Here is a 25284-nt window from a genome sequence, read left to right on the forward strand (position 1 = left end):
AAGTCCCCGCCAACGCCGCTCAAGCACCTCTTTCAGTATTCTTTTATCATAAGCGTGGGTCCACATACAAATGTATGGATAGGGTTTATAATGACCGGGTAAATGAAAAATTTGTCAATGACAGATTGCTTACGCATTGGAAATCAATTATACTTTAGTTATGCCGTCCCAATGGCGATCGGGATTGTTTCGTCAGCTATGCATGATTCAGGCAGATCCTGAAACAGGAATAGATCCCGGAACAAGTCCGGGATGACATCTTCAGGATGACCCAAAGCAGATTTGTCATGGCTTCATTGATTTCAAAGTCTGCGTAATTAGAACTATTTGCTTTTCCTTTCATTGTCTTTGCCAATGGTTGCCCTCTTCTGAACTCTTTTTCTTACCGGCGAGCGGCTTGTCGTTTGCAGCACATCCCCCCTATTGTATCTGTGTTTGTATTCAACCGGGGAAAGCCCCGCGATCTTTTTGAATAAGTTCCTGAAAGCATTGATATCGGTATAACCGACTTCGTACATCACTTCACTAATTGTTTTTGGTGTGGTTTCAAGCAGGCGTTTTACGATTTCTATTTTTACCCGCTGTGAATATTCTGCCGGTGTATTGCCTGTTGCTTTAACGAACCTGCGGTCGAACTGCCGCCTGCCAACTGCAAACTTTGCCGCTAAACTTTCTACGGTTATTTTTTCGGAAACATTGCGTTCAATATAGGCCTGAGCCTGCCTGATCAATTCGTCGTCGTGAAATTTCTGCCCGGTAAAGATCGTAAAGGTTGCCTGTGTTTGCCGGTCCATTTCAACCTGGAATATTTTTGAACATAAAACGGCCGTTTGCCGGTCATAGTATTTTTCTACCAGATAGAGCAAAAGGTTCAGAAAAGAATAGGCACCGCCATTGGTATAAAGCCCATTTTCATCTGTAATTAATTTATCTGCCTGTAAATTTACCTGTGGAAACATTGTCCGGAAAGCATCTGCTGCAAACCAATGTGTAGAGCAGCTTTTCCCGTTCAGCAAACCCGAAGAGGCCAGCATAAAAGCACCGGTGCACATACTTGCCACTTCCGCACCCTTCCCGTATTGCTTTTTAATCCAGCCAATCAACGCTTCTTCCTGGTGTGCCATTTTTTGAAAATCGCGTACCAAAGAAGGAATAATGATCAGGTCCGTCTTCCGGATGGACGTAATGAGCCTTTGGGGAATAAGGGCAAATGCACCTTTATAAACTTCACTTCTTTGTACTGTACCGGCCAACTCAATTTTAAAGAGTTGCCGTTTGCCGGTTTCGGTACAATATTCATTGGCGGTCGAAAACATCTCATAAGCGCCGACGGCGCCCGCAATGGTATATAAATTCGTTTGACCGGCGGGGATGATAATCGTAAGATGTTTCACAGCATTCCTTTTATCAAAAATAACCAAAAATTCGGCGAGGTCTAAATCAGCATGCTACAAAGTCCAATTTACATGGGAAAAGATCATTTGTATTATGTCAATTTTGTACTGGACAATTAAATAAGCAGGGTATGAAACTACGTAACTTATTAACAGTGGCCTCAGTCTACATGGCGCTTGTTGGCCTCGGCCTCGTATTTTTCCCGCAGGCTTTTGGTCGGGGGGCTATTCCCGAAAATGCTTCTGCTGCGCTTATTTCCTATTTACGCCTCTGGGGCAGTCCGCTGCTGGGCATTGCCGTACTCGACTGGATGGCAAGAAAAGAGGGCGCTTCCAAAGCACGCGATGCGATCATTACAGGCAATATGGTCGGGTTTGCGGTAATCGCTTCCCTGGATGCATGGGGATTGTTGAATGGCGCGCGGCCGATAACCGCCGTATTTGTGGTCGTTCATCTGGTCTTTACGCTGGCTTTTATCCTGATAGGGAAAAAGAACTTTTCAAAACGTTAATCAATTTAAGTCATATACAAACCAAGATCATGAGGAAACTAATCATCGAAGCGGAAGTCTCAATAGATGGCATCGTGAACAGCCCCGACATCTGGGGGGAAATCTTCAGGTATCACAGTGCGGATGTGACCAGTCATCTCCATTCATTACTACGTAATGCGGATGCGCTTATCTTAGGCCGTAAGACCTATGAATTTTTTGCACAGGTCTGGCCGGAACGGGATGACGAAAATGCGAAGAAAATCAATTCCATGCCCAAGTATATCGCTTCAAGAAATCCAGACCTGCCACTCAAATGGAACGCGGCGCATATTCCGGGTACTATCGGCGAAGGCGTACAGGCGTTAAAACAGGAACCGGGTAATTCCTTGGTGCAATACGGAATAGGCGAGCTGACCAAAACATTGCTGGGAAGCGGTCTCATAGACGAATTTCAATTACTGGTCTTCCCTTTTACTTTTGGGAAAGGGGAGCGCTGGTTTGATATCATTGGGCCCTGTGACTTTCAGCTACTGGAATGTAAACCATTTAGTTCCGGAACGCTGTTGCTGCGCTACCAGCCAAAGTACACTTCCTGACCAGCATACAGGGGACTCGTCAATACATTAAATAACAAAACCTAAAACGATGGATACTCAGGCATCAAACGATAAAAGAATTTCTAAAGCCCGGCTCCGGGTGGCCCGGGTTATGGGAGGAATCGTGATCCTATTCATGCTTTTCGATGGTATCATGAAACTTATCATGCCCCCATCAGTAGTGGAAGCTACCGTTGCCCTGGGATTTGCCAGGCACCACATCCCGGTTATCGGCGTACTCGCACTGATCAGTACAGCGCTTTATGCCATCCCGCGAACCTCCGTTTTTGGTGTTGTATTACTAACGGGATATTACGGCGGAGTGGTTGTTTCCCATCTGCGTCTGGATAATCCATTGTTCACCCATACGCTGTTCCCGGTTTACCTGGCCATCCTGGCCTGGGGAGCACTCCTGCTAACAAACGAACAATTGCGGACACTATTCGGTTTTTCCGAAAAAAAAATATAAACAGGTGAAACAACAGCAACAATCAATCATAACCTGGGGTTGCGGGGAACAATATTGCATTGTTCGGAGGTTCTTTAAACGCTTTCAGCCTCACATTATCATCTATGATCCTATGGGTAATGGGCTTCACCGGGGATCGCGACAGATGACAATATAATCCCTACGTTGTATATCATCCCCGCAGCCAGGTAATTCGCGGAATTTTAAAAGACCCTGTACAATCCCGTTCGATAATCCCCCGTACGCGGTACAGGACCGGGCTTTTTAAGGGATTTCTCTACCAAATTCCGAGGCCAGGTATTCTTCGGGGGAACATATCCACTTCCTTATAAATGATCGGCATTTCGCCGGTCAGATGATCCAGGGTCAGCTCATACGTTTCTCCATCGATCCCTTTCAGGCCCGGACGAATTGTTCGCTGAGCTTCTTTTTTGAAACTTACCGGCCGAAATTCTAAACCAGGCAATCCGCAAACTTCAAATATCCTGAACGATGTGTTTGGCTGTAATACCCGTAAACATAAAAAAGCCGGGCTGTATGTCCGGTCTTTTTATTTGCAAAATCATTCACGCCTCTGATCTCCGAAGCGGATGGCGAATATACATTACAAAAAACAGGATCACCTGCCAGCCTTTACTGCTAACTCGGGAACGAGCAAAAATTTAACCGGACCCAATAAACCAGAAGTCCGTAGCAGTTTTTCAGCCCCGTCTTTCTCAAATTTAACCACATTGGTTTGGGTAAGCCGCTTTTCGGCAGGCAGTCCGCGGTCCCCGATCAGACGGTTTGCCCAGAGGTTTACCACTTCCACAACCAGTGTATTTTCTCCCGTTTTTATAGCATCTGTAATATCCAGGCGATAAGGGAAGCACCATTTTACGGAGTGTTCCGCTCCATTAATTCTTACAACCGCCAGGTCCTGCACATTGCCAAGATCCAGAAAAATACGCTTTCCCTTTCTTTCTTTGTCGCTCAAATGAAAACGGGTCTTGTATATACCCTTACCTGAATAATATTTCAATGCCGGGTCTTCAGACATGGTCCAGGACTTCAAATCATGCAACTGATACGTTCTTCCTTTGCCCCAATGCTTATCAAGCGTTAACTGCCAGCCGTTGGATAAAGGTTTTTCTATAGCACCTTCACTGACATTTAATAAAGCGGATTGGCCATTTGACCAGCCGATCCTGTAATTTCCCTTTTCATGTACACGCGCATATATCAAATGATTATTCCGATGAAAAGAAATGGGTTCAAACTCCGGCGCCAGTTTGCTTTGCAAAGCAGCAAGCGTTGTTCCGTCCTTTACTATTTCAATAATGTGCGGAGCAACAGCTTTTTCTTTTTTAAAGATGATAAATTTAGATCCGCCCGGCTCAAAATGAAGCGGGATAATGGTTCGGCCCTTTTCCTCGCGATAATTTAAAATATCGGTAACCCTGCCTGATTGCGCATCCCAAAGCTGGGGCTGCCGGCCCGAAACGCGAAAACTGATTTCCATTTGTTCGTAGCGGTCGGGAACTTCCGGCAGGTAGCGGTATTGAAAATCGTCGTAAGCGCGGTATTCAAACCGGTTGGATAAAAAATAAATATCGGCATCATCTATACTGCGGTGTATATAATCAAGAGACGCCTTTGGGTTAGCACTTGTAAAACTTAAATCGGGCGTTACCTGCATCGATTTCAGAACCGTATTAATATCTTTTCCAAAAATCACTTTCCCTTTGCCATAATGATTCTCTGTAACCAACGTTCCGTCAATCTTTCCCCACAACCGGTCGGCAATGGCACGTAATTCACTGTCGCTTCCGGGATAACCTTTCAAGCCAGTAGCCATGGCTGGCTTCGGTCCCAAGACCGTCATGCCTGCTTTCACTAAGGCTTCTATTTTTTTTAAAACATCCAGGCTGATCGCCTTTCCTTCGGGCAGCACCAGCAGGCGGTATTGCATCCCATCGGGCAGCAGGATCTTTCCGTTCACAACAGAAAGGCGGTTCAAAACCACATCGCGGGAGCATTTGTCCCAATCATAACCAAAATTCAATTGCGGAAACTCATCCTTCAAAAAAACAAAGCCGGGCACATCATCCCCATAATAATACAATACATCCGCAGTAAATAATCCCTGCTGCAGCAGGTAGCTGGCGCGGTTCAGATAGGCGGTAAAAGCCCCGGCCTCGTTCCACCAGGTGGTATTGGGGTTCATGTGCGTACCGGCAAAATATTCATTGCCCGGCAGGCCATATTCTTTTGGCGACGAAGTAAAGGTATGCCACACAATGCGGTTAACGCCGGAGCAGAAAATGCGGTCAATATTGCTTTTTAAGTCGCGCGGGGAGCGCTCCCACTGGGGCCCGATGCTGGTAGGCCCTTCGGCGCCGACAAAGCGCTTACCGTTGGTATGCGCCACACAGGCGCTCTGCTTTACCGCCAGCCGTGCCGCGTCTGAAACCCGGTGCGTATTGGACATGGCCCAAAATTCGCCCTGCGGAAAATCGTTAATGGCCATGACCTGCAACGCATCGATCGGTGCGGAATGTGGTCCCCCGGATTCGGGGTGTATACCCATTCCATGCTGATGAGCGGTTTTGTAAAACAGCCGGTAATGGTTGTCCAGAATGCAATCGCCAACAGTTTTTCTGAAATCATATAAAAAACGGTTGGTGAGCTCCTGGCTTTCTACCAGATACCCGGCCAGCACGGGCATAAACGGTTTGATATCATACCCCCTGCGGCGGCTGAACTCTTTTGGAAATGCCTGTGTCCAGTTGACCACGCCCATCTCCCAGCTGTCCGTTTGCAGGTAGCGTACGCTGTTGCCGGCAGATTTTGCGGTTTGAATGAGCGGCTTGATCACCGAACGGTTGTACAGTTCGAATGCAGCAGGGCTCAGATGATCGAGCGATAAGCCATTCCAGCCATCGCTGGTAGTGGAGGTTACCACGCCCGTGTTGGTCCAGCCATAGCGGATAATGATCCATTCCCCGGGAGGGGCATCCCATTGAAGCCGCCTTCCATCAAAATTTTTTGTAAGATCAATGATCGCATTTTGTTTCAATGGTATTGTTCCTGACACGGTATCAAATCCTGCCCGGAATTTATACAGCGGGTAAATCCCTTGCCCGCCCATCGACTTGTTGAATGATTTTATAGACCAATCCTGAACAGCACTATCTTTTAAAAAAATATTCCCGGAGGGTTTACGGATCGCCTGCACCAGTACGTCGCGGTACATTAATTTTGACGGCGGCGCCGGAAGAACTATTGAAAGTTCTCTGCCTCCCTTTACAACCGTATCGGCTGTAACGATTTTCTTCAGTGCGTATTCCGGCGTAACAAAAGGCCCGCCGGGGTTCCAGCCGCTTTGAATATTTACACTCAGTTCGATGCCCAGCCGGTCGGCTTCCTTTACGGCATGCCTATACAACTCCATCCACTCCGGGCTCATAAATACGGGCCCGGCGGCGGTTTTGAGCGCCTCTTTATAATTGGAACTTCCCGCATCCACCAGCGACGCGCCGCCATACCCCTTTTTCTTCATTTCTTCGAGGTCCCTGGTAATGGAGGCTTTGGTTGCCATGCTGTTGAGCCACCACCAGTAACAACGCAGGCGGGCTTCGGGAGGCGGGGCTGCAAAATGCCGGGCCAACTCCTGCAAAGAAACCTGCCTGTCCGTTTGCAAATCGTACAGAGTGATTTGCCCGCTTGCAGGCACAATACCTAAAACACTAAACAGTAAACTTATGATACCAGTCCTCATATGGAAGATTCTATTAAACATGTTTGAACCAATTGCCCGGCAGTGCGGGAGATGAAGCCCTTCCAGGGAAAACAGATCCCTTCGTCAGGCAGGATGATCTTTCCCCGGCAACTGCCACCGTTCGCCTGGCGAAGGTGCACTTTTATTTATTAAGCCAATCCGGATTTTGTTCAATCACTGCGTCTTTATTGGTCTCAATCACTTTTTGGGGGATGGGCCATAAATTGTAATTGAACGTTAAAGTAGCTTTTGCCTCCGGCCAGTAAGCATATTTCCGAATCCGGTCGACGGCAATGGTCTTGCCCATTCTTAACAACGTATTCCACCTGCATTCTTCATACAATAATTCCCTTGCCCTTTCATCGAGTATCAAATCAAATTGATCATCCATATCGGCCGGGGTAACCAGGTAGCTGCATTGCGCCCTTTCGCGCAGCAGGTTGATATCCGCCGCTGCCCCTGCTTTATCGCCGTTCCTTTGTTTGGCTTCGGCCCTTAAAAGGATCGTTTCAGAGAGCCGGATCACATAATCGTCGCGGAACAGGTTGCTCCGGTTCTCGCCATCTGCAAGGCCCACATATTTGTCCGTAGCCACCTTGCAGGAAACCGGGTAGCAAAGACTGGCATTGTTCGTATTCGTAGTAGCATCGGGCCCGCCGTTATAAATAACATCCCAGGGAACATCCTTTCTGTAATAAGGAGAAGCGGCCACATTGCCTTTGAAACGGCGCCGGAGTACCACATCGCTGTTTCGCATGTCGGCGCCCCATTTCGATTCGTACACCAGGTCGCGCGTATAAAATGTAGGAATGATGTCGGCAATCCCTCTTCCGCCCACATCTTCGAGCGTGCCGGTCAAATGGCTTTTGGCACCATCCCTGAATACGGGAGCGTAAGCCCTTGAATAAACCAGCTTCGACTCACCATCTTCTGCGCGATATGCTGCATAATCGACCTGCACCGCCCAGATGCATTCTTTATTCCCGTTCTGATAATTCACATTCCCCTCCTGGAATAAATCCCAGAAAACATTGGCAGTCTGCTGCACCGTATCCACAATGTTAGCCGCAGAAAAAGCACCGCCTTTATACACAGGGATGGTAATGGAAGCTTCGCCGGCGCGCGTCCCATACCGGTTTTTCATGAGTGCATACGTACCACCGTCAATCACGTCATTTGCATATTGTATCGATCTGCCATAGGCTTCTTTAGCGCCCGCGCTGTTCCCATCCGTATCCAGCTGGGTGCCTTTGGCCAGGTATAATTCTGTAAGATTATGCTGCGCTGCACCTTTTACGATCCTTCCGCCCACAGCTGTTGTTTGCGGCAGGTCATTCAGGATCGCTTCAAGCTCGGTTATTGCAAAATCGTACGTTTCCACTCTTGTGGAGCGTTCGAAATTGAACGCCGGAGTTTGCGTAATTGCCGTTACAATCGGCACGCCACCAAACAGCTCACCAAGATTACGATATGCAAACGCCCTGAAGAAGCGCGCCTGCGCCAGTGCATATTTTTTATCTGCATCGGAAGACCATTGCACCTGCGGCAGATCGGCCGCATAAATAGCAAGATTGGCTTTGTTAATGATATCGTACCAAAAACTGTAAATGCTGTAAAATATGCCATTGTCCGGGTTAATGTTTCCGTAATTGTTAAACGACGCGCCCCGCCTGATACTGGCAACATCAAACATATCTGACCCGTTCCCCCTGAACACAAACTTCCATCCCTGCTCAGAAGGGTTCGTCCATAGTTCGCGAATATTAGAATAAATAGAAATCAGCACCTGGTCTACCTGCGCGGCATTGGAAAAGGCATTATCGGTCGTATAGAAGGTCTCAGGTTTTTCTTTCAGAAACTCTTTATCCGATTTGCATGCAGCTAATAAAAGCAGAAAAACTGCGATCATTAAATTATTTATAACCCATTTCATATATATAGTTTTTTAATTTCTAACTACCCATGTAGAATTTTTATCTTTTAAAACGTGGCCGAGATACCAAAAGAATAAGTGGATGGGACGGGGACCGTATTATCCCGAACCGCATTTCCGAGCTCCGGGTCGCCCCCTTCCCATTTAGTAATTACGGCAAGGTTTTTTCCGGAAACAAACATTTTCAAATTAGAAAGATGCAAGCGCTGTACCCAGGGCTGGCGGAAAGCATATGACAAAGTAAGATCCTGCACCCTTACAAAAGCCCGCGACTGCAAACCGAGGAACCTCGAATCGGCAGAATAGGTTGCGGAAGGATAGCTATTGCCGGGGCTATCAGCCGTCCAATAAGGCACGTATATAGCATTATCGTTAAACCTGTTTGACCGGGTAAGATATGCAGCGGTATTGGGCCTGAGGTAATAACCATTGCCGCCGAAAATAGCGGCTACAAAGGCATACAATTCAAGATTTTTATAAGAAACGGTATTGCCCAGGCCCATGCTGAAGTTCTCTTTTCCATAGCCCAGTATTTTCCGGTCGTTCACCGATATGCCGGGCACGCCGTCAATGTCCTTATACATGGGATCCCCGGGTGCTGCTCCATTTAAGGTAATATAGTCCTGGTCACCGGCCTGTACAATCCCGATCTGCTCATAACCATATATTGCGTCGAGCGATTTACCGATAAACAAACTGTTTGCAATATCATCATCCTCTTTACCATCGCCGTCATTATCCATACCATATAGCCGAACCAATTTGTTCCTGTTAATATAATAATTGAACGAAGTAGACCAGCTGAATGAATTTCTTTGGATATTGATCGTCGAAACAGCCAGCTCCAGTCCTTTATTGTCCACCTCGCCCATCGATGCATTGATAGAGCCAAAGCCCGTCATGATCGGGATTTCCCTTACAAACAGCTGGTCGGTTGTTTTCGATTTATAAACATTCAGGTCTACCAACAACCTTCCGTCAAACCAGGCTGATTCGAAACCTAAGTTCCATGCCGTTGTTTTTTCCCAGCCCAGGTTGGCATTGCCCAAAGCCTGTTGTGCCAAGCCATAAAAGATATTGCTTCCGCTATTGGAAAATTCATAACGAAAACCGCCGGAAGGACCATTGACCACCCTTGCCAACGTACCGTAGGGATCAATGCCCTGGTTACCGTTTTGCCCCCAGGATAATTTCAATTTCAGGTCATTTAAGGCAGCCAGATTTTTCATAAAATCTTCCCCGGAAATACGCCAGGCCAGTCCTACAGCGCCAAAATTGCCCCATTTGGTGCTATCGCCAAAAACAGAAGCTCCATCCCTTCGTATGGAAGCGTTCAACATATATTTACCATCAAAACTATAATTCAGCCGGGCGAGGTAGCCAATATTTGCCCGTTGCGTTGCAGCCAGATCGGTACGCTGGGTTGTGGCTTTATGCAGCCCCCACATTCCAAGCAGCGAATTGCCGTTGGCGGAAAAATCGGATCCAATAGCGTTCACATCTTCCTTCCTGTAAAAATCACGGGTTGCAACAGCGGTCAGATCAATATTGTGCTTTCCAAATATATTTTTATAATTCAGGATATTGTCAATTACATAACTGAATACGGATGTGTTTCGCTGGTTGCCATTTGCATTAGCAAGAAAGCCATTTACCACCGTTGGGTTGTAACGCTCTATTCCTGACCCTTCCGCTATAAAATAGTTCTCATATTCAAAAGTACCGGATTTGTTTTTGTCTGCATTTGCAGCATAGTTCAGGCGATAGCTTAAGCCTTTCACCCAGGGAACAGAAACAACTGCATAAGCATTGAGCCTGAAGTTTTGCCGGATGTCCACATTATCCCTGGTGCCATCCTGCACCCCCCACAAAGGACTTGCAAGGGACTGCGTATAAGGATATTTTTCGAGGTTGCCCAAGCTATCGCGGTACAGCACTCCATAGGGCGACATGAGTTGCGCTGCCGATACATTTGCCGAAAAGCCCGAATAGTCCAGTTTGTTGTATGCCCCGTCCAGACCCAGCTGCAGCCAGCTGGTAACTTTAGCATCGATCTTGCTTAAAACAGAGATGCGGTTAAAATCATCGCCGATAACAATACCTTTATTGTTGTTGTAGGAACCGGACATATAATAATTTACAGTTTCGGAGGCCCCCGAAACAGCCGCCTGATAGTTTTCGATCGTTCCTTTGCGGGTGATCTCATCCAGCCAGTTAATTTCGGTTCCTGCGTTATAATTTTCCAGTTCGCCAGGTTTCATCCAGTCGGTAGAACCTTCGGTGTATTTATTCCGGTCGTTCACAGATCTGATCCATTCTGCTCCTGTCATCATCACCGGCTGCTTCAGCCAATGCTGCACTCCATAAGAAGCATTCAGGCTGATGGTGGGCTTGCCGCGCCTCCCGCGTTTTGTGGTAATGGCAATGACACCATTGGCCGACCTTGAACCATACACAGAAGCCGACACGGCATCTTTCAGCACATCCACAGATGCAATATCATTGGGATTGATATCGTTCAAGCTCCCCTGGAAGATAACACCGTCCAATATGATCAATGGATTATTGTCGCCATTGATAGAGTTGGTGCCCCGGATCAGCATGGCGGGTTGCGAACCTGCGGAGTTGGAAACGCCAATTGCCAGCCCCGGTACATTGCCTTTCAACACATCCAGCGGGTTGGAATTGGGCAGCTGCGCTATCGGTGAGTTCTCGAGTTTTACCGAACTCACTGCGCCGGAAAAGTCCTTGCGCTTTGCTGTACCATAGCCGATCACAATAATTTCGTCCAGGTTGTTTTCTTTTCGTTCCAGCACCACTGTTACCGGGCTTCCGCCGCCTGCGCCGATGGTTTGCTCCACCTCATTATATCCGGAGAAAGAAATAACCAGCACGACCGGTATTTTGCTTACTTCGATAGTAAACTTTCCCTGCGCTCCTGTGGTTACCCCCCGCCCCGGGGTTTCCTTTTCATAAACACTGGCGCCTTGCAGCGCGTTTCCCTCTTTGTCTATAACAACTCCGTCCACCCGGGTCGTTTGTGCCCACAGATGGGATTGAATCAGGAAAAAAAGGATCAACAAAAAGGGCTTCCTGAGCCTGGTAAATAAATAGGCAAGATCATTAAACATACAATCGGTTTTAATTTATTAAGAAGATAACGGCCAACTTTATCTTGATCTAATCCAGCATGAAATCGTGGAATAAAATAAAGAGAAAAAATTTTTCATCTAAATATTTAACCGCCATTGTTCTCATGAGCAATCATGTTCCGGCCGGCAGTTATCAAATACGATGACGGCCCAAACCCCGGGGTTATGGTACAAACCGCGAGGCCCTTATTCCCCTCGTTTCCAACCATCGGCTCCAATTTCTAAATGATCCTTCAGCGCCTCCTGATCTTCGGACAATGCAGGATCCGCTACCTGCGACCCTTCTGTATGCCCGTTTGCGCCTGAACTTCATTGATCACTTCATCGCAAATCACTATTTGTCCGGTGGCAAAGCATTCCCTGCCCGCCTGCACCGTAATACATCGCGCGCCTGTAACCATTTGTCATATTGGTCCCCGCGCCATGGATGGTAAACCCGTTGTGAAAGGAACAGCTGCCGGCTTTTATTTTTGAGGGCACTGATCGTTTATTTTTAAACCGGGGGTATACATCAAAAATGCCACCCATATTTTCCCCGATCCCTTTGTTTTCAAACGTAGTTTTCCGGTGGGAACCCGGAATAAAATACAGGCAACCGTTCTCCAGGGTTGCATCGTCGAGGGCCACCCAGATCGATAATGCGTTCCTGTCTGAGAACGACCAGAACGGTGTGTCTAAATGCCAGGAAGTCGGGTTTGCCCAGGGGTTTTTAAAAAGCGCCTGGTCGTGCCAGATCCTGATCTCATCTGCGCCGGCCAAAGTAGCGGCCATTTTTCCGATGCGCTCATCGAGCATGATCTCTTTTACCTTCCCGCTGGTTTGCCAAAGATTGATCAACCGGTCAAATACCTTCGAAAAATATTCAGTGTCTTCATTGATCCCGTCGTCCATTCCTACCTGTACATTTTGACCCGGGATTTTTATACCATTGCGCTTTGTAACCGCTTCGCGCCATTCGCCAAGTTCTTCTTCGAATAAAAAATCTTCGATAACAATAAAACCATTTCCCCGGTAAAAAAGCACATCGCTTTCTGTAAGTTTACATTTCATGGGGCTTTTTATTTGTATAATTGTTACATGTCGAACCACGCTGATACAAAATGGAAATACCTTCAGGGCGCTATTTCCGGCAATCATTGTAACCCAAATATAAAATCATGTACGGCTGTTGTATATACACGAAATAATTTTTAATTTACACTTTTTGATATTTTCTTTTACCTGCTCCTTATGCAAAATTTTCATAAATACCTTAACCACACAGAAGTAGAAGCAAAATGGGGGGGCATGTTACGACCGCGGCTATTCGAAAGTGGAAGGCAATCCATCTTATCCCTTCAACAAGGAACACCCGGCCACGCATAGTTTTACCTGGAACAAAGGGCGCTTTTGAAACAGCTAACCGGCAGGAATATACGATCCAAGAAGGGAGTTGCTTTCTTTTATTCCCCGGCGTCTGGCACCATTACAAACCGTCTTATAAACAAGGCGGGGAAGAATATTGGATGGGCATTAACGGGTATGATCCGCGCAAGCTGCTCAGATCGGGGTCCTTTAATAAAAAAAACGGTAGTGCATACCGGTTTCAACGAAGCATTGCTGCAGTCCTTTCAACTGATGCTGTCCAAAATCAAAAACGGAACACCTGGTTATCACTTGGAAATTACAGGAAGGCTTTGCATATTTTATCACTGATCTATAACAGCACGCTTCAAAAAGAAAACAAAGATGACCGGTTGGCCTATATCCCGAAGGCTAAATTCATACTATCCGATACCATTGCAGAAACCATCCGTATGCCTGCCCTGGCGAAAGAGTTCGCAGTCAGTTATTCGAAATTCAGGAAGGGTTTCCGGCAGGTTATTGGCATGGCGCCCTTCACAGTTGGACCATTTCCCAGGTATCAATATTAACGCTAAACTGTAACGGCCATCACATCCTGCTAAAGGCGGATCTTTTGAACACGAAAAGGTTTTTTTGCCGCCTTGTGAGCGGCGTCTTTTACGATTCTTGCCTGAAGCGCTGTGACCGACCCTGGTTTATAGGGATTTTTCCGGACGTCTGAACGAAATAACATTTCATACCAAACACAGGCCGCGGCAAAACGTCCATAGTCCAGCTGCAAATGATACCCATCTCTCGTCAATTTATCACCCAGGCTGGATGTACGGGCATTTTGAATGGCCGTACCCGCCGGAACAATAAACCTGAACTCTCCCGATTTCGAGATGCGTCTGGTTGCATCCATTATTGCCCGGTACATCACAGTTTGGTTGTTATCATAATTGGCAAAACCCTTATGCGTCGAATTTTGCTGGTAGGCCCAGGTTTGATGATAAATAAGAGCGGCATGCGGCGCTTGTGAACGCACATAGTTAACCAGCTTCGGTAGCCCTGCCATAATTACCTGGTATTGTCCGGAAAGCGGACTCGCCTGCTGAAGACTAATATAGTCCCAGTCCTCATCCCGCATCACTTCCGCCAGGCTTACTTTTTTTGTAGTTCTTTTCTCTCCATTTTGATATATTTTCCGATAGCTGTATGCATTTTTATTACTGTCTGCATTTTTTACGTGCAAATCGATCGGCGCTCCCCCGATGTACATATTGCCTATTATAATTTTTTTATTTGCCGCTTTTGCCAAATCATATAAATTATTTTCCAGCGCGTCTACGGAAAAGCTATTCCCAATTGCCAGTACTTTTAATACGGCCTGTTCCTTTTGTGCCCAAACGGAACTCAGGGACAGGGCAAAAGCGATCCCTAACAACCACAGTTTTTTCATATATCTCTTTAATTTAGGTCCAAAATAACACTTTAAACGATCCCAACGGATCTAAGTGCAGAAGATTGCTGAATATTTTTCTCCGAAACCCTGGTGAATACCCGCTACTTTGAATGTATTTATATACCTGCTTTCCTACCCCCTAACAAGGCAACCCTCCGTTTGGCTTCCGCTATAATCCCCGGCTTTGTAAAAAACCGGCGCCGCAAGAAGAGGGACTTCAGCTGCTGCGACTACACCTTTAATACCATATCCGTTCCACCGAAGAAAACCGCCTGCATGCTACACCAGGGGCCTGGAGATAGCATGGAATTCAATGGAGACAACATGGTTCACATCACCTATATCCGTACTTATATTTTTGAACCGGGCTTGCCGCGCGGTCGAACGATCGCTGCTTGTTTAACATCGGGAATACCAGCGGCAAATGCCGCTGGTATGGCTTTATATAACTGTCCTCAAGCGATGCATATATATGCATCGCTGTGTTAATACCGTCAGCGATCTTTTTATTAAAATTGATTTGCTTTCTTAAAGTTTACGCGTATTGCTTCCTGCCATTTTCATTCCGCCCGGCCCTCATAAACAGCTCTTATCATTCAAGCTAAGGCCTGCTATACTGAACTTCGGCAAATGAAGTGTAAAACAGATCAATGCAATTTTCTACCGGCATATACGCTGTTCTGTATTTTACGATGCCCGGGTTTTGAATACCGGGCAACGCCGCTCTATTTTCATAAGGCGTAATCCGTACCGTGTCCATACCCCCGCCGGCATTTGTGTACACAATTTCGGTAAGTTGCATGGGATAAAAATTTCCCGGCTGAGGCAGGTTGACCTCCGGCCTGAATACAACTGAATCCATGCCATCAGAAAACCTAAAGGCAGAAAAAACCCTGTTGGCCAACGCACTGTTATAATTGGAGCCGTAAATAAACTGGCTCGCCGAAACCGGTCTTGAGCTATCCTGACTACCCGAATAGGAGCGGATCGAAATGGAATAGGTGGTTTCCTGTAAACCGGGCAGATCCACTTCCTTTATACTGCTGTATTCATCGGTCCGGATGGGGATGTCTATTTGGATCATTCCCGCCGATAAACTGTTTCGCACAAAGGCTTTCAGCAGGGTCACTTTAGGGTCGCTTGTCATTCTAAACCGTATCCGCCCCCTGAGGTTGCCCGTCAAAAGGGATAAGGAATCGATCCTGCCGGGGTAATAAACCTCACCCGTTTTTAAATATTCCTTATAAGCCTCGCCGGTCTTTTCACAGCCCGACAGTATGGCCAGCATGAGCGCCCCCAACATATATATTTTTGAATACTTCATTTTACGAAAATGATATGATGAATTAAGTAATAATTTTATCTTCCAAACAGCTTTAGCTCCGCCAGACAAATAGTGCCGGAATTCGGAATAGGCCGATACCGGGCGCCATCCCACATACTGGTTATTTTTATGCGGAAATACCGGTAGCTGTTCGCATTGGGCCAGTCTACTTCAAAGTCTTCTCCTGCCTTCGCATATGCTATATCCTCCGCAGTAGGTTCCGTTGGATATGCAAGCCCGGAGGGACGGAAGCTAAAGCAGGTGGATATATACGTCCACGAATCCCAGGACCCGTCTGATGCGGGATCATTGCTGGCATATAATTCAAATTCCTTAATATGGGTTACCTTATATAAGTTATCCGGGGTTATACGGGACCAGAGTTTTATATTACTCAACTGTACCGCGTTCCCTTCTCCCAGATCCAACGTAAACTGCATGGGTAACGGCGCATTCAGCCCCCACCATTGTTTGGCCCCTATGGGGTTAGCAGGTGTCCCGTCGAAAAACGCTTTCTGCATGCTCTCTCCATTCGATGCTGTAGATCGGACCGTATAGTCACCATTTAAATTGGTAGCTGTATCAAAAGCGGCCATTGCAGGAGGTTCCAGCACTTTTATATCCTTAAACTCCGTTTCAGCGAGCGGGGTTAACCTGCGTACAATCGTATCCGATACATTTTTCCACTGGTCCCTTACAATAACGGCATAATCTGTAGTAACGGGCTCCTGGCCCCGCTGGTCCCGCACCCTTATGGTTCCTTCTATAGCCTTGGTGTAGGTTTCATTTAAGGATGCCCAATAATATTCTCCCGTGGTTGAGTCCTGCCGCCATTTAAATATCCTGATCACTATATTCTCCGCATCTTCATTCAAGTACTTGGCATTAACACCTCCAAAAGTGGCATAAAAGGCAGTATCGCTTTCAAATGATTTAGCAATGGTTATATAGTTGGGCTGGCCTGTTGTAATGATAATGCTTACCGGATCGGAAGCTACATCGCCAACGCTTACGGCTTTTAGTACCACTTCGTTCTGACCTATCCTTGCAAACCCCTGCACTAATACCCGGTTGTCATAAACGCTGGCTTTTGATGTCATCTTTGCTCCGTTTTCCAGCGTATACTCGGCCATCACGTACCTCAGATCCGGATCATTGGGTAAATTATATGATATGACCGCGCCTCCGGGGGTCGATTCGAACCGGAGATTTGTCAGCGGTGATGGTTTGGCGCCAAGCCTTGCCGGTTCTATACCAATATCTTCCTTACATCCGGTATGAAGACCAAGGATCGTAAATAAAGAGCAGCAAAAAAGAAGAAACAGCACTTTTTGCTTATACATTGTTTTCATTTTATAAACTATTTTAATAGAAATGAGTTTAATTTTTTACCATTGTGCAGCCTGTACCAGGTTGGAGTTTACCCTTCGCTCATTAAGGCTTATTGGCCAGAAGTAATCCCTGTTTATAAATGCCCTCGTAAAGAATACGGCCGGCCGGTAATAATTGGCGTCGGTATATTGATAAATATCCCACCCCCTGATGGGTGTGTTCAATTCGGCAACCGCATCCTTCCACCGGCGCAGGTCCCAGAACCGGATGCCTTCCAGCGCGAGCTCACAGGTCCTTTCCCTTTTTATGATTTTCCGCATTCCATCTTTGGAAAGCGGTTTTGAGGGATCGCTGGAATAATTTGCCCAGGAACTCACCACACCTTCCAATCCGCTGCGAGCCCTTACCCTGTCTATGTATGTGTACACTTCATCCGTAGGCCCGTTTACTTCATTCAGGGCTTCTGCATAATACAGGTACAGGTTGGCCAGCCGCATAATGGGATAGCCATATTGCCGCGCCGAGTAGTTATTATCCGACGCGCTGTTCTGATAGTTAAAATGCTTTTTGGAAGCATAGCCGGTAAAATTAAAATCTGTGGGGCTTGTTTTGCCCGAAACACCTCCATTCCTCATATCGATATTATAGGCATTGGCATCTTTCTGATCCGTAACCTGCCTCATGTATATACGACCGGCATCGAACGTAAGGGTACCGTAAAACCGGTCCTCCCTGTCCAGGTTCATGCGGGCAGTATTCCTGTTTGCCACTAAATCATACTTATACTCATTGGTATTGGGCACCGTAACCAGGTCAAACCTTGTACTGTAGGGGTAGGTTTTATCTTCTTCAATAGGCACCCCGTTCTTTGAATAGAATTTTTCCACGATGTTCAGGGGTACCGACATATAGGCCGAAAGCGTGGTTGTATTGGCAAGCGTTGTGCTTCCGGTGTACTTGCGCAGCATAAAGGCGCCCTGGATAGCAGTAGTCGCTATAGAACGGGTATCGAGCCATAATATTTCGGGGTTGTTGGAGGATTCATTAAAGGCCTCCCGTATGCTCATCTGATAGACGGTGCTTTGTTGTAAATCGCTGCGCAGCGGAGTCCAGGTGTGCAGGCGTTTGTTGTGGCCTTCAGCAAAATCGATGGCTTCTTTGCAGGCCGTAGCTGCCCGCTGCCATTTTTCGGCAGCATACATATGGTTAAACAACTCTTTAGCATCCTTATTCTTAATGGATGCTTCCACATCATTGTTTCCATTGAACAGGGGGCTGGCAGCATACACCAATATTTCGGCTTTCATTGCTTTGGCCGCTACTTTGGTAATGCGACCGGTTTCCGTTTGTACATCGGCTACATCATCCATCAGGTATTCCATGTCTTCATCCATCAGACCCACGATATAGGAAAAACATTCATCCACGGTATTCCGGGGCAGACGGCTCTCTGCCGGATCGCTGTATACCGGGATATTTTTATCCATAATGGGTATGGGCCCATATTGTTTTACCAGCAGAAAATGATAATACGCTTTTAAGAACTTTACCTCCGCTGTCCACATCTGCTTTTCCGTTTCATCCATATCCGGCACATTCATGATATTTTCGAGAAACGTGTTGCATTTACTAATTCCTTCCCAATAGCTTTTTCCTCCCTTAGCACCGGTCCAGTTATCCACCAGCGGCGCGTCGCCATTTTGACTGCCCAATGCGATAAACCAGTTATTATAGCCCGAATAAGTGGAGGTGGAGCTCAGCCAGAACTCATCTGCCGACAGCCAGGCGGGGTTGCCGGTTAATGAAAAATTAGCAGGAAGGCCGTTATAGCAGGTAGCCAGGTAGCGCTCGGCCATGGTACGCTTTGCAAAAGCCTGGTCCAGCACAGGGGTATTGTCCGGCACGACATCTAAGAATTTATTACAGGATAAAAAGATGAGGCACGCAGAAAGCCCGATGAATGATTGATATATTTTTTTAGTAACGATCATGATAATTATAAATTAGCGTTAATACCAATATTAAATACACGTTGCAGCGGATAGTTCAAGGCATTTCCGCCCATTTCTGGATCCCAGATCTTAAACGCCCCCACCCGGAACAAATTCGTTGCGGTAACATAGATCCTGAACGTCTTCAGTTTCAGGCGTTGTATCAGGTTCTTATTTAAGGAATATCCCAACTCCACCTGCTTTAAGCGCATAAAACTGCCATCCCGCATCCAGAAAGTGCTGCTCACCGTATTATTGGCCATTGGATTTACACTTAAACGGGGCCATGCCGCATATACGTTCTTATCCGACTCGCTCCAGTAATCATTGGCCCAGACAGATAGCACCGCATTGGGACTCGTGGTGCTTCCAAATGGCGCGATCCCTTTGCTGGTGGAAGTATTTTCGGCAGTAGGATTGATAAATAATGAAGTCCTTGCCACCCCGCTGAAAAAGAAGGAGAAATCTATTTGTTTGAACATGGTGCTCAGCCCAAAGCCATAGTTAATTTCCGGTGTGGTGGGATACCCGATGGGCATACGGTCGTCATCATTTACAACACCGTCCCTGTTTACATCCAGGTATTTAATATCTCCACCCAAAACAATGGAGCCAAATTCCTGGGCAGGGCCGTTGTACACTTCTTTATCATCAATAAACAGGCGCTCTGCCAGGTAACCAAAGCGCTGGGCAGCGCTGGTGCCGATACGCCTGCGATACGCATTGGCATATTCAGGCTCTTCAAAAAAAACATATTCGCCCGTGCTATAGGTAAAGGTGCTCCTGCCTTCGAACCACAGATTTTTATTTACTCTTTTATTGTATGATAATTCTCCGTCAAATCCCCTGCTTTTATATTTGCCCACATTGGCATATACCCCTGCTTCAAGTCCCATGTTTGAAGGAAGGGTCCTTTGCTGCACGATATGATCTCTCCGCTGGTCGTAAAAGTCCCCAACGAAATTCAAAGCCCCGTTAAACATGCCCAGGTCTATTCCCAGGTTGGTTTGCTGTGATACTTCCCAACGGATATCGGGGTTCGCATACCTGTTAATGGACACGCCGGGTACCGTGTACCTGCTCGATTCGCCCGGCAACCCAAACGTATAATTATCTCCGGAGCTTAAATTAACATCGGATAAATAGAAGAAGCGGGTGTCCAGGATATCGTCGTTCCCAAGGAGCCCCCGGGTAGCCCTGAGTTTCAGATTACTGATAACGGGCTTCAACGGCATAAAAAACTGTTCCTGCGAAACATTCCAGGCCACGCCCAGGGATGGGAAAAAGCCCCAGCGAAATTTTTCTGAAAATCTTTCAGAACCATTGTACCCAAAGGCAAATTTGAGCAGATACCGGTTATCATACCCGTAGTCTAATGAGCCGGAAAACGATATATTTCTAAAGGGGAGGGTGTTGATCAGCGATATGGATTCGTCTACGGGGGTGCTGATGTTGCCACGGAGCGTACTAATTACCATGGCGCCAATATTGTGCACCTCATTCAACCGGCGGTTCCAGGTCACCTGGTTTTCCATGTAAAATATGGCCTGCATAGTGCGGTCGCCTGGTGAAAAACCAAGATACTCGGTGCCTTCGTTTGGATTGATCTCCCGGTATATCATGGAGCCGGATTCTCCGTCCATACCAATGGGCTGATAATAGAAAGGATTATAGGTCCTGGATTGCGCAAAATAAGAGTTCCGGGTAATATTTACCAATCCCCGGTATTTTAAACCCGGCGTAATGATGTTGGAAAAATCCTGATTCAATTCCAGCTGGGCCTGCAGATTGCTGCGTCTTCTTTCCGAATATCCCCGCATTATTTGTGCATACGGGTTGGAATAGCGGCCGTCATCGGCGTTGCCAAACAGCGGGTGCTTAATATAAGACTGGGCAGGGCCCGCTTCATATACGGGCAAGAACAGCACAGGATTTGCCCTTAAAGCGAGGTTGTACGCTTCTGTACCGCTTGCAGGAGGGCCATTATAGTTTTGCAGGTTTAAAATGGTACGCACCATGACCCGGGTACTGGATGTAAGGTTAATACCAATATTGCTTCTTAAATTATATACCTTAAAGTTTACATTATTATTAAAGTTGTTCAGGCCATTCATTTTCAGCAGGCCGTTATCATTTGTAAAGTTGCCGCTTACATTGTATTTAGCTAATTGTCCGCCGCCCGATACCGATAAATTATAATTCTGTGTAGTGGTTGTTTGTTTGGTTAAGGTCTCCAGCCAGTCCACCGCAGGATATTGCAACGGATCGGCGCCTTCTTCTGTTTTCTCAATCTTAAACTGGCTATAAGGCTCAATGCCTAAAGGGTCCCTCGTGAGCACCGCTTCATTATACATTTTCATCCAGGTTACCGGATCGGCCAGTTTTAACCGTTGTGTGGGCGCGGAAATTCGTTGCTCGGCCTTAAAAGAGATGGAAGCAGGCCCTTCTTTACCTGTTTTAGTAGTAACCAATACTACCCCGTTTGCGCCCCGCGAACCATATACGGCAGAAGCGGTGGCATCTTTTAGTATGGAAAAGCTTTCGATATCATCTACCGGTATCCTCGCCAGATCATCTGTGGACACTTCCATATTATCAATTAAAATAAGCGGCCTGTTATTGGTTCCGAATGTGCCTACACCTCTTACAAAAAAATCAGCGTTGTCCATTCCCGGCTCACCGCTTCTTTGAAAAGAAACGATGCCAGCAACCTTACCCTGAAGCGCCGTGGTTAAGTTGCTGGAGGGGCTTCTCAGTTCTTTGGGATTGATGGAAGTTACAGACCCGACCATGTCTATTTTCCTTTGCCTTTGCCCGAATGCGGTAACAACGACCTCCTCGCCCGCCTTCAACACCAAAGGTTCCAGCAGGATGTTAAGGGTACGCATGCCGGAAGTTATCTTTACCGAATCAGGTTTAAGCCCAACAAAACTAAATACCAATGTACTGTTAACCGGTACATCAATGATAAACCGCCCGTTGGGATCCGTGGCTGTTCCGCCGGAACGACCGCCCGAAATTGTAACACTGGCGCTGTTAACCGGTGCACCGGCCGTATCCCGCACCGTACCCGTAATTGTAACCGCTGCTTTCGGCGCCGGAATGGTATCCGTATCATTGTTTTTCCGGACACCCGGCGCCCTGGCCTTTTTTACCACAACAATTGTTTTACCAATGATATTGTAACCCAGGGGTTGATCTCTGAAACAGGCTTCCAGTGCTTTCTCCAGCGATACATGCCTTACATCCAGCGTAACGCGATTGGCCTGCCGCAACGCCTCCTGATCGTAAAAGAACACAAAGCCGCTCTGGCGTTCAATGGTCTTGAACACCTGCTCGATAGGAAGATTTTTCATGGAAACAGTAATTCTCTGCGAGTAGCCCCGGGCACTTACCTGGAGCATTCCTGCCAGTAGAAATACGGCTAACAGTTTCATAATTTTTATGTTTTTTGAAAAACTATTCCCCCTTCCTGTCAGGGGGAAGTCATAAGCATGAAAAGACATACCTTTGCTTTTGGGTTAATGAATAAAATGCCGTGCCATTGCACAGCAACAATCCTCGAAAAATTGTTATTGGTTAACCATTTATTTCAACCGTTCCGGCCGGAATCCGGGGCGGTTTTTTTATGGCATTACTATTATCTTTCTATTTTCAATCCTGAATTTTACCTGGCTCGCTTCTAATATTTTCAGCACTTCCGATGCATGGATATCCCTTGATATTTTGCCGCCGAATTTCCTGTCCGGGATCGTTCCCTCGTAGCTCACTTCCACATCATACCACCTCGCGATCTGCTGCATCACCTGCTGCAGGCTCGCCCCGTCAAACTGGAAATAGCCGTTTTTCCAGGCGATTGCTTCATCCACGTCCACACCGCTTCGTACGTTGATCTCAGATCCGCTCTGGCTGGCCTGCTGCGCGGGTTTTAAAACAGCCATGCTACTGCCGCTCGAGATCTTTACACAACCTTCCAATAGTGTTGTTTTAGCGGCCCTTTCATCCGCATAGCTCATGATATTAAAATGCGTGCCGAGCACTTCCACCTGGCTTTTCTGCCCCGAAGGTGTTTCAAACGCCACTCTGAACGGCCGGGCCGGGTCCTTTGCCACTTCAAAATAGGCTTCGCCCGTTATCTCCACTTTTCTTTCGTTTCCTGTAAAGGCCGTAGGGAACCGGATGGAAGACCCGGCATTCAGCCAAACACGCGATCCATCTGCCAGGATCAGCTGGTATTGCCCGCCTTTGGGCGTTGTAATGGTATTATAAAAAACAGTGCCGGCATTCGCACCGCTCTTATTATAGATCAATTGGCCGTCCTTTTTAACAACCACTGCCCCGCCCTGCTGCGCCAGATCTCCATTCCGGGCATCTTCCAGCATCACTTCGGACCCATCCTGCAACATAAGGATCGCTTTATTGCCCCCGGGCGCCAGATCATATTTTGCAAGAGGCTGCTGTACCACCTGCGGGTCTTTCCCACCCGTTTTTATGGCCCGGATAAAAAAATAGCCCCCCACTATAAATGCGCCGGCCATCACCGCGGCGGCCAGCCAGCGCATGCTGCGCTTTTCGCGCTTTCCGGAGGCGCTTGTTTTTCCTTTTTCTATTTCTTGAACAATCTTCTCCAAGATCGCTTCCAGCTGCTCTTTATGCCTGCTGTAATGCTCATCATCGCTTGCCTCCGAGGCCGCGATCACCTGCTTGATCATATCCGACTGTTCCGGCCGGTACTCTCTGCCGGAAAGCCACGCCAGCACCTGTTCCGCCTCTTCCGGGGTACATTTATTATCCAGATATTTTTGTAACAGCCATTCCATGCGCAATCGTGCACCCCATCGGGTTGCTTTTTATAAAGACGCAGCTAAATGAAAAATCATCTGCTCCGAAATAAACTTTTTTTTAAGCGCCGCTTCAATGCGCACAGCCACCTGCCGGCCCAAACACAATAACAAGGAGGCGCATCATATCCTTCTGACCCGAACGGGCATGACCTGGGTGACCAGCCGCAGCGACTGTCTCCAAAAGCCAATCCGGGACCATTTTGCGAAACCCTCTTAAAAGACACCGGTACGGGCTTCCTCCGGCATATGCCAAACGGATCGGATGAAGACCGGCCCGGCACGCTGACCGGCCCGGATCAGCGGAAGACCAGGCCCCCGTAAACAATGAATGGTCAAATAAATGCGCGGAAATAAGGCATTGTTTTTCTTTAACGGAACCGGTACCAAGGGGAATGGACCGCCTCAGCCTGCCTGGCGCAGGAGCAGGGCGGCGATGCACAGCGAGATCTTTTCGGGGTGAGAAAGTACGAACTCCCTTATGGTTCGGGAGGCCTTTACAATATGATCGTTAATGGTGGAAGTAGAAATGTCCATCAGCCGGCTCACTTCCTGGTATGACTTCCCTTCCATTTTGCACAGGTAAAATATTTTTTTTCGCTGTGGGGGCAATGTATCCAATGCATGGTGTACGACCGACCGGATGGCCTCATGATCCGGGTATTCATCCGGTCGCCACTCCAGCACGGCCGCCGCCTTAACGGACTCGTATAAATCCCGGTCTTTTGTGAGCTTCCTGAAAAAATCGTGCACCATATTTACAGCTACCCGGAAGAGGTAACGGTCGAGATCCTGTGTGATCACGATGCTGCTCCGTTTTTCCCATATTTTCAAAAACAGGTCCTGCAATAGATCCTGTGCTATTTCCGGTATTTTTACAAGTCGTAATATATTATGATACAACCTGCCACTATGCTGTTTGTACAGTGCTGAAAAAGCAGTTTCATCGCCGCTTTTTAAGCGAACAAGCAATTCCGTTTCTCTTTTATTGACATCATCCATCATCAGGTGACAAGACTACCCGGGTACTAAATCGGATTTCATGTAAATTAACAATTTAGTAAGACATAATGCTCAAAAAAAATACGAAAACGATTGCGTACACCGGGAGGCTCAAACGCTTCCTCGGCAATGCCGGCCCTTTAATTGCCTGCGTAATATATTGCACGCATAGAAGCGCGGATTATGCCGGCCGGACATCCGTAGCAGA

General features: G+C 47.1%; 16 protein-coding genes and 1 pseudogene. 5 read left to right on the forward strand and 12 right to left on the reverse strand.

The features are described 5' to 3' along the window. Nucleotides 1-323 precede the first annotated feature (323 nt). Complete coding sequence (locus B160_RS0127210; protein WP_018631137.1) at nucleotides 324-1394, reverse strand: GlxA family transcriptional regulator; 1071 nt, start codon at nucleotides 1392-1394, stop codon at nucleotides 324-326. 131 nt (nucleotides 1395-1525) lie between these two features. Here B160_RS0127210 and B160_RS0127215 point away from each other — a divergent pair, with 131 nt between their 5' ends. Genes B160_RS0127215 through B160_RS0127225 form a run of 3 tightly spaced genes read left to right on the forward strand, consistent with a single transcriptional unit; the run spans nucleotide 1526 to nucleotide 2953 of the window. Further along, complete coding sequence (locus B160_RS0127215; protein ID WP_026310063.1) at nucleotides 1526-1906, forward strand: hypothetical protein; 381 nt, start codon at nucleotides 1526-1528, stop codon at nucleotides 1904-1906. Nucleotides 1907-1935: 29 nt separating this feature from the next. Next, nucleotides 1936-2484 (forward strand): dihydrofolate reductase family protein, encoded by a 549-nt coding sequence (locus tag B160_RS0127220; protein WP_018631139.1) that lies wholly within the window; start codon nucleotides 1936-1938, stop codon nucleotides 2482-2484. A 49-nt stretch (nucleotides 2485-2533) separates the two neighbouring features. Beyond that, nucleotides 2534-2953: a DoxX family protein gene (locus tag B160_RS0127225; RefSeq protein ID WP_018631140.1), complete on the forward strand. Its 420-nt coding sequence runs from the start codon at nucleotides 2534-2536 to the stop codon at nucleotides 2951-2953. A 619-nt stretch (nucleotides 2954-3572) separates the two neighbouring features. On the opposite strand, the gene B160_RS0127235 is transcribed toward B160_RS0127225, so the two are convergent. From B160_RS0127235 to B160_RS0127250, 4 genes are all read right to left on the reverse strand, one after another. Further along, nucleotides 3573-6713, reverse strand: coding sequence for a glycosyl hydrolase (locus tag B160_RS0127235; RefSeq protein WP_018631143.1), 3141 nt, complete (start codon nucleotides 6711-6713; stop codon nucleotides 3573-3575). A 142-nt stretch (nucleotides 6714-6855) separates the two neighbouring features. Then, on the reverse strand, nucleotides 6856-8646 hold the full coding sequence (locus tag B160_RS0127240; RefSeq protein ID WP_018631144.1) for a RagB/SusD family nutrient uptake outer membrane protein: 1791 nt from the start codon (nucleotides 8644-8646) through the stop codon (nucleotides 6856-6858). Nucleotides 8647-8693: 47 nt separating this feature from the next. After that, on the reverse strand, nucleotides 8694-11777 hold the full coding sequence (locus B160_RS0127245; RefSeq protein ID WP_018631145.1) for a SusC/RagA family TonB-linked outer membrane protein: 3084 nt from the start codon (nucleotides 11775-11777) through the stop codon (nucleotides 8694-8696). Nucleotides 11778-12119: 342 nt separating this feature from the next. Beyond that, entirely contained in the window at nucleotides 12120-12848 is a 729-nt protein-coding gene (locus tag B160_RS0127250; protein ID WP_018631146.1) for a phytanoyl-CoA dioxygenase family protein, read from the reverse strand. A 227-nt stretch (nucleotides 12849-13075) separates the two neighbouring features. Here B160_RS0127250 and B160_RS32630 point away from each other — a divergent pair. Together B160_RS32630 and B160_RS32330 are read left to right on the forward strand one after the other, a co-directional pair. Beyond that, a pseudogene (locus B160_RS32630) lies at nucleotides 13076-13348 on the forward strand (AraC family ligand binding domain-containing protein); the annotation flags it as partial. 126 nt (nucleotides 13349-13474) lie between these two features. Beyond that, nucleotides 13475-13711 carry a hypothetical protein gene (locus B160_RS32330; RefSeq protein WP_245562290.1) on the forward strand — a complete coding sequence of 79 codons (237 nt, stop codon included), beginning with the start codon at nucleotides 13475-13477 and terminating at the stop codon, nucleotides 13709-13711. Between the two features lie 29 nt (nucleotides 13712-13740). Here the strand turns inward: B160_RS32330 and B160_RS0127260 are convergent, their stop codons facing one another. From B160_RS0127260 to B160_RS30315, 7 genes are all read right to left on the reverse strand, one after another. Continuing rightward, nucleotides 13741-14583, reverse strand: a complete 843-nt coding sequence (locus B160_RS0127260) for a DUF4886 domain-containing protein (protein ID WP_018631148.1) — start codon at nucleotides 14581-14583, stop codon at nucleotides 13741-13743. Between the two features lie 604 nt (nucleotides 14584-15187). Beyond that, nucleotides 15188-15910, reverse strand: coding sequence for a DUF4998 domain-containing protein (locus B160_RS0127270; RefSeq protein ID WP_018631150.1), 723 nt, complete (start codon nucleotides 15908-15910; stop codon nucleotides 15188-15190). A gap of 35 nt (nucleotides 15911-15945) precedes the next feature. Beyond that, a complete protein-coding gene (locus tag B160_RS0127275; RefSeq protein ID WP_169540155.1) occupies nucleotides 15946-17253 on the reverse strand; it encodes a DUF5000 domain-containing lipoprotein in 1308 nt (435 codons plus the stop codon). A 45-nt stretch (nucleotides 17254-17298) separates the two neighbouring features. Continuing rightward, nucleotides 17299-19233, reverse strand: a complete 1935-nt coding sequence (locus B160_RS0127280; protein WP_040680592.1) for a RagB/SusD family nutrient uptake outer membrane protein — start codon at nucleotides 19231-19233, stop codon at nucleotides 17299-17301. A gap of 5 nt (nucleotides 19234-19238) precedes the next feature. Then, complete coding sequence (locus tag B160_RS0127285) at nucleotides 19239-22670, reverse strand: TonB-dependent receptor (protein WP_169540157.1); 3432 nt, start codon at nucleotides 22668-22670, stop codon at nucleotides 19239-19241. 189 nt (nucleotides 22671-22859) lie between these two features. Then, on the reverse strand, nucleotides 22860-24053 hold the full coding sequence (locus B160_RS0127290) for a FecR family protein (RefSeq protein WP_018631154.1): 1194 nt from the start codon (nucleotides 24051-24053) through the stop codon (nucleotides 22860-22862). A 426-nt stretch (nucleotides 24054-24479) separates the two neighbouring features. Beyond that, nucleotides 24480-25046 carry an RNA polymerase sigma factor gene (locus tag B160_RS30315; protein WP_169540159.1) on the reverse strand — a complete coding sequence of 189 codons (567 nt, stop codon included), beginning with the start codon at nucleotides 25044-25046 and terminating at the stop codon, nucleotides 24480-24482. Between the last annotated feature and the right edge of the window lie 238 nt (nucleotides 25047-25284).

This window comes from Niabella aurantiaca DSM 17617 (assembly GCF_000374125.1).
In the GTDB taxonomy this organism is placed as follows: Bacteria; Bacteroidota; Bacteroidia; order Chitinophagales; family Chitinophagaceae; genus Niabella; species Niabella aurantiaca.

Bases quoted from the DNA above. Each gene is read 5' to 3' on its own strand.
- B160_RS0127215 (WP_026310063.1), top strand. From the start codon at position 1,526: ATGAAACTACGTAACTTATTAACAGTGGCCTCAGTCTACATGGCGCTT.
- B160_RS0127220 (WP_018631139.1), top strand. From the start codon at position 1,936: ATGAGGAAACTAATCATCGAAGCGGAAGTCTCAATAGATGGCATCGTG.
- B160_RS0127225 (WP_018631140.1), top strand. From the start codon at position 2,534: ATGGATACTCAGGCATCAAACGATAAAAGAATTTCTAAAGCCCGGCTC.
- B160_RS0127235 (WP_018631143.1), bottom strand. From the start codon at position 6,713: ATGAGGACTGGTATCATAAGTTTACTGTTTAGTGTTTTAGGTATTGTG.
- B160_RS0127240 (WP_018631144.1), bottom strand. From the start codon at position 8,646: ATGAAATGGGTTATAAATAATTTAATGATCGCAGTTTTTCTGCTTTTA.
- B160_RS0127245 (WP_018631145.1), bottom strand. From the start codon at position 11,777: ATGTTTAATGATCTTGCCTATTTATTTACCAGGCTCAGGAAGCCCTTT.
- B160_RS0127250 (WP_018631146.1), bottom strand. From the start codon at position 12,848: ATGAAATGTAAACTTACAGAAAGCGATGTGCTTTTTTACCGGGGAAAT.
- B160_RS0127260 (WP_018631148.1), bottom strand. From the start codon at position 14,583: ATGAAAAAACTGTGGTTGTTAGGGATCGCTTTTGCCCTGTCCCTGAGT.
- B160_RS0127270 (WP_018631150.1), bottom strand. From the start codon at position 15,910: ATGAAGTATTCAAAAATATATATGTTGGGGGCGCTCATGCTGGCCATA.
- B160_RS0127275 (WP_169540155.1), bottom strand. From the start codon at position 17,253: ATGTATAAGCAAAAAGTGCTGTTTCTTCTTTTTTGCTGCTCTTTATTT.
- B160_RS0127280 (WP_040680592.1), bottom strand. From the start codon at position 19,233: ATGATCGTTACTAAAAAAATATATCAATCATTCATCGGGCTTTCTGCG.
- B160_RS0127285 (WP_169540157.1), bottom strand. From the start codon at position 22,670: ATGAAACTGTTAGCCGTATTTCTACTGGCAGGAATGCTCCAGGTAAGT.
- B160_RS0127290 (WP_018631154.1), bottom strand. From the start codon at position 24,053: ATGGAATGGCTGTTACAAAAATATCTGGATAATAAATGTACCCCGGAA.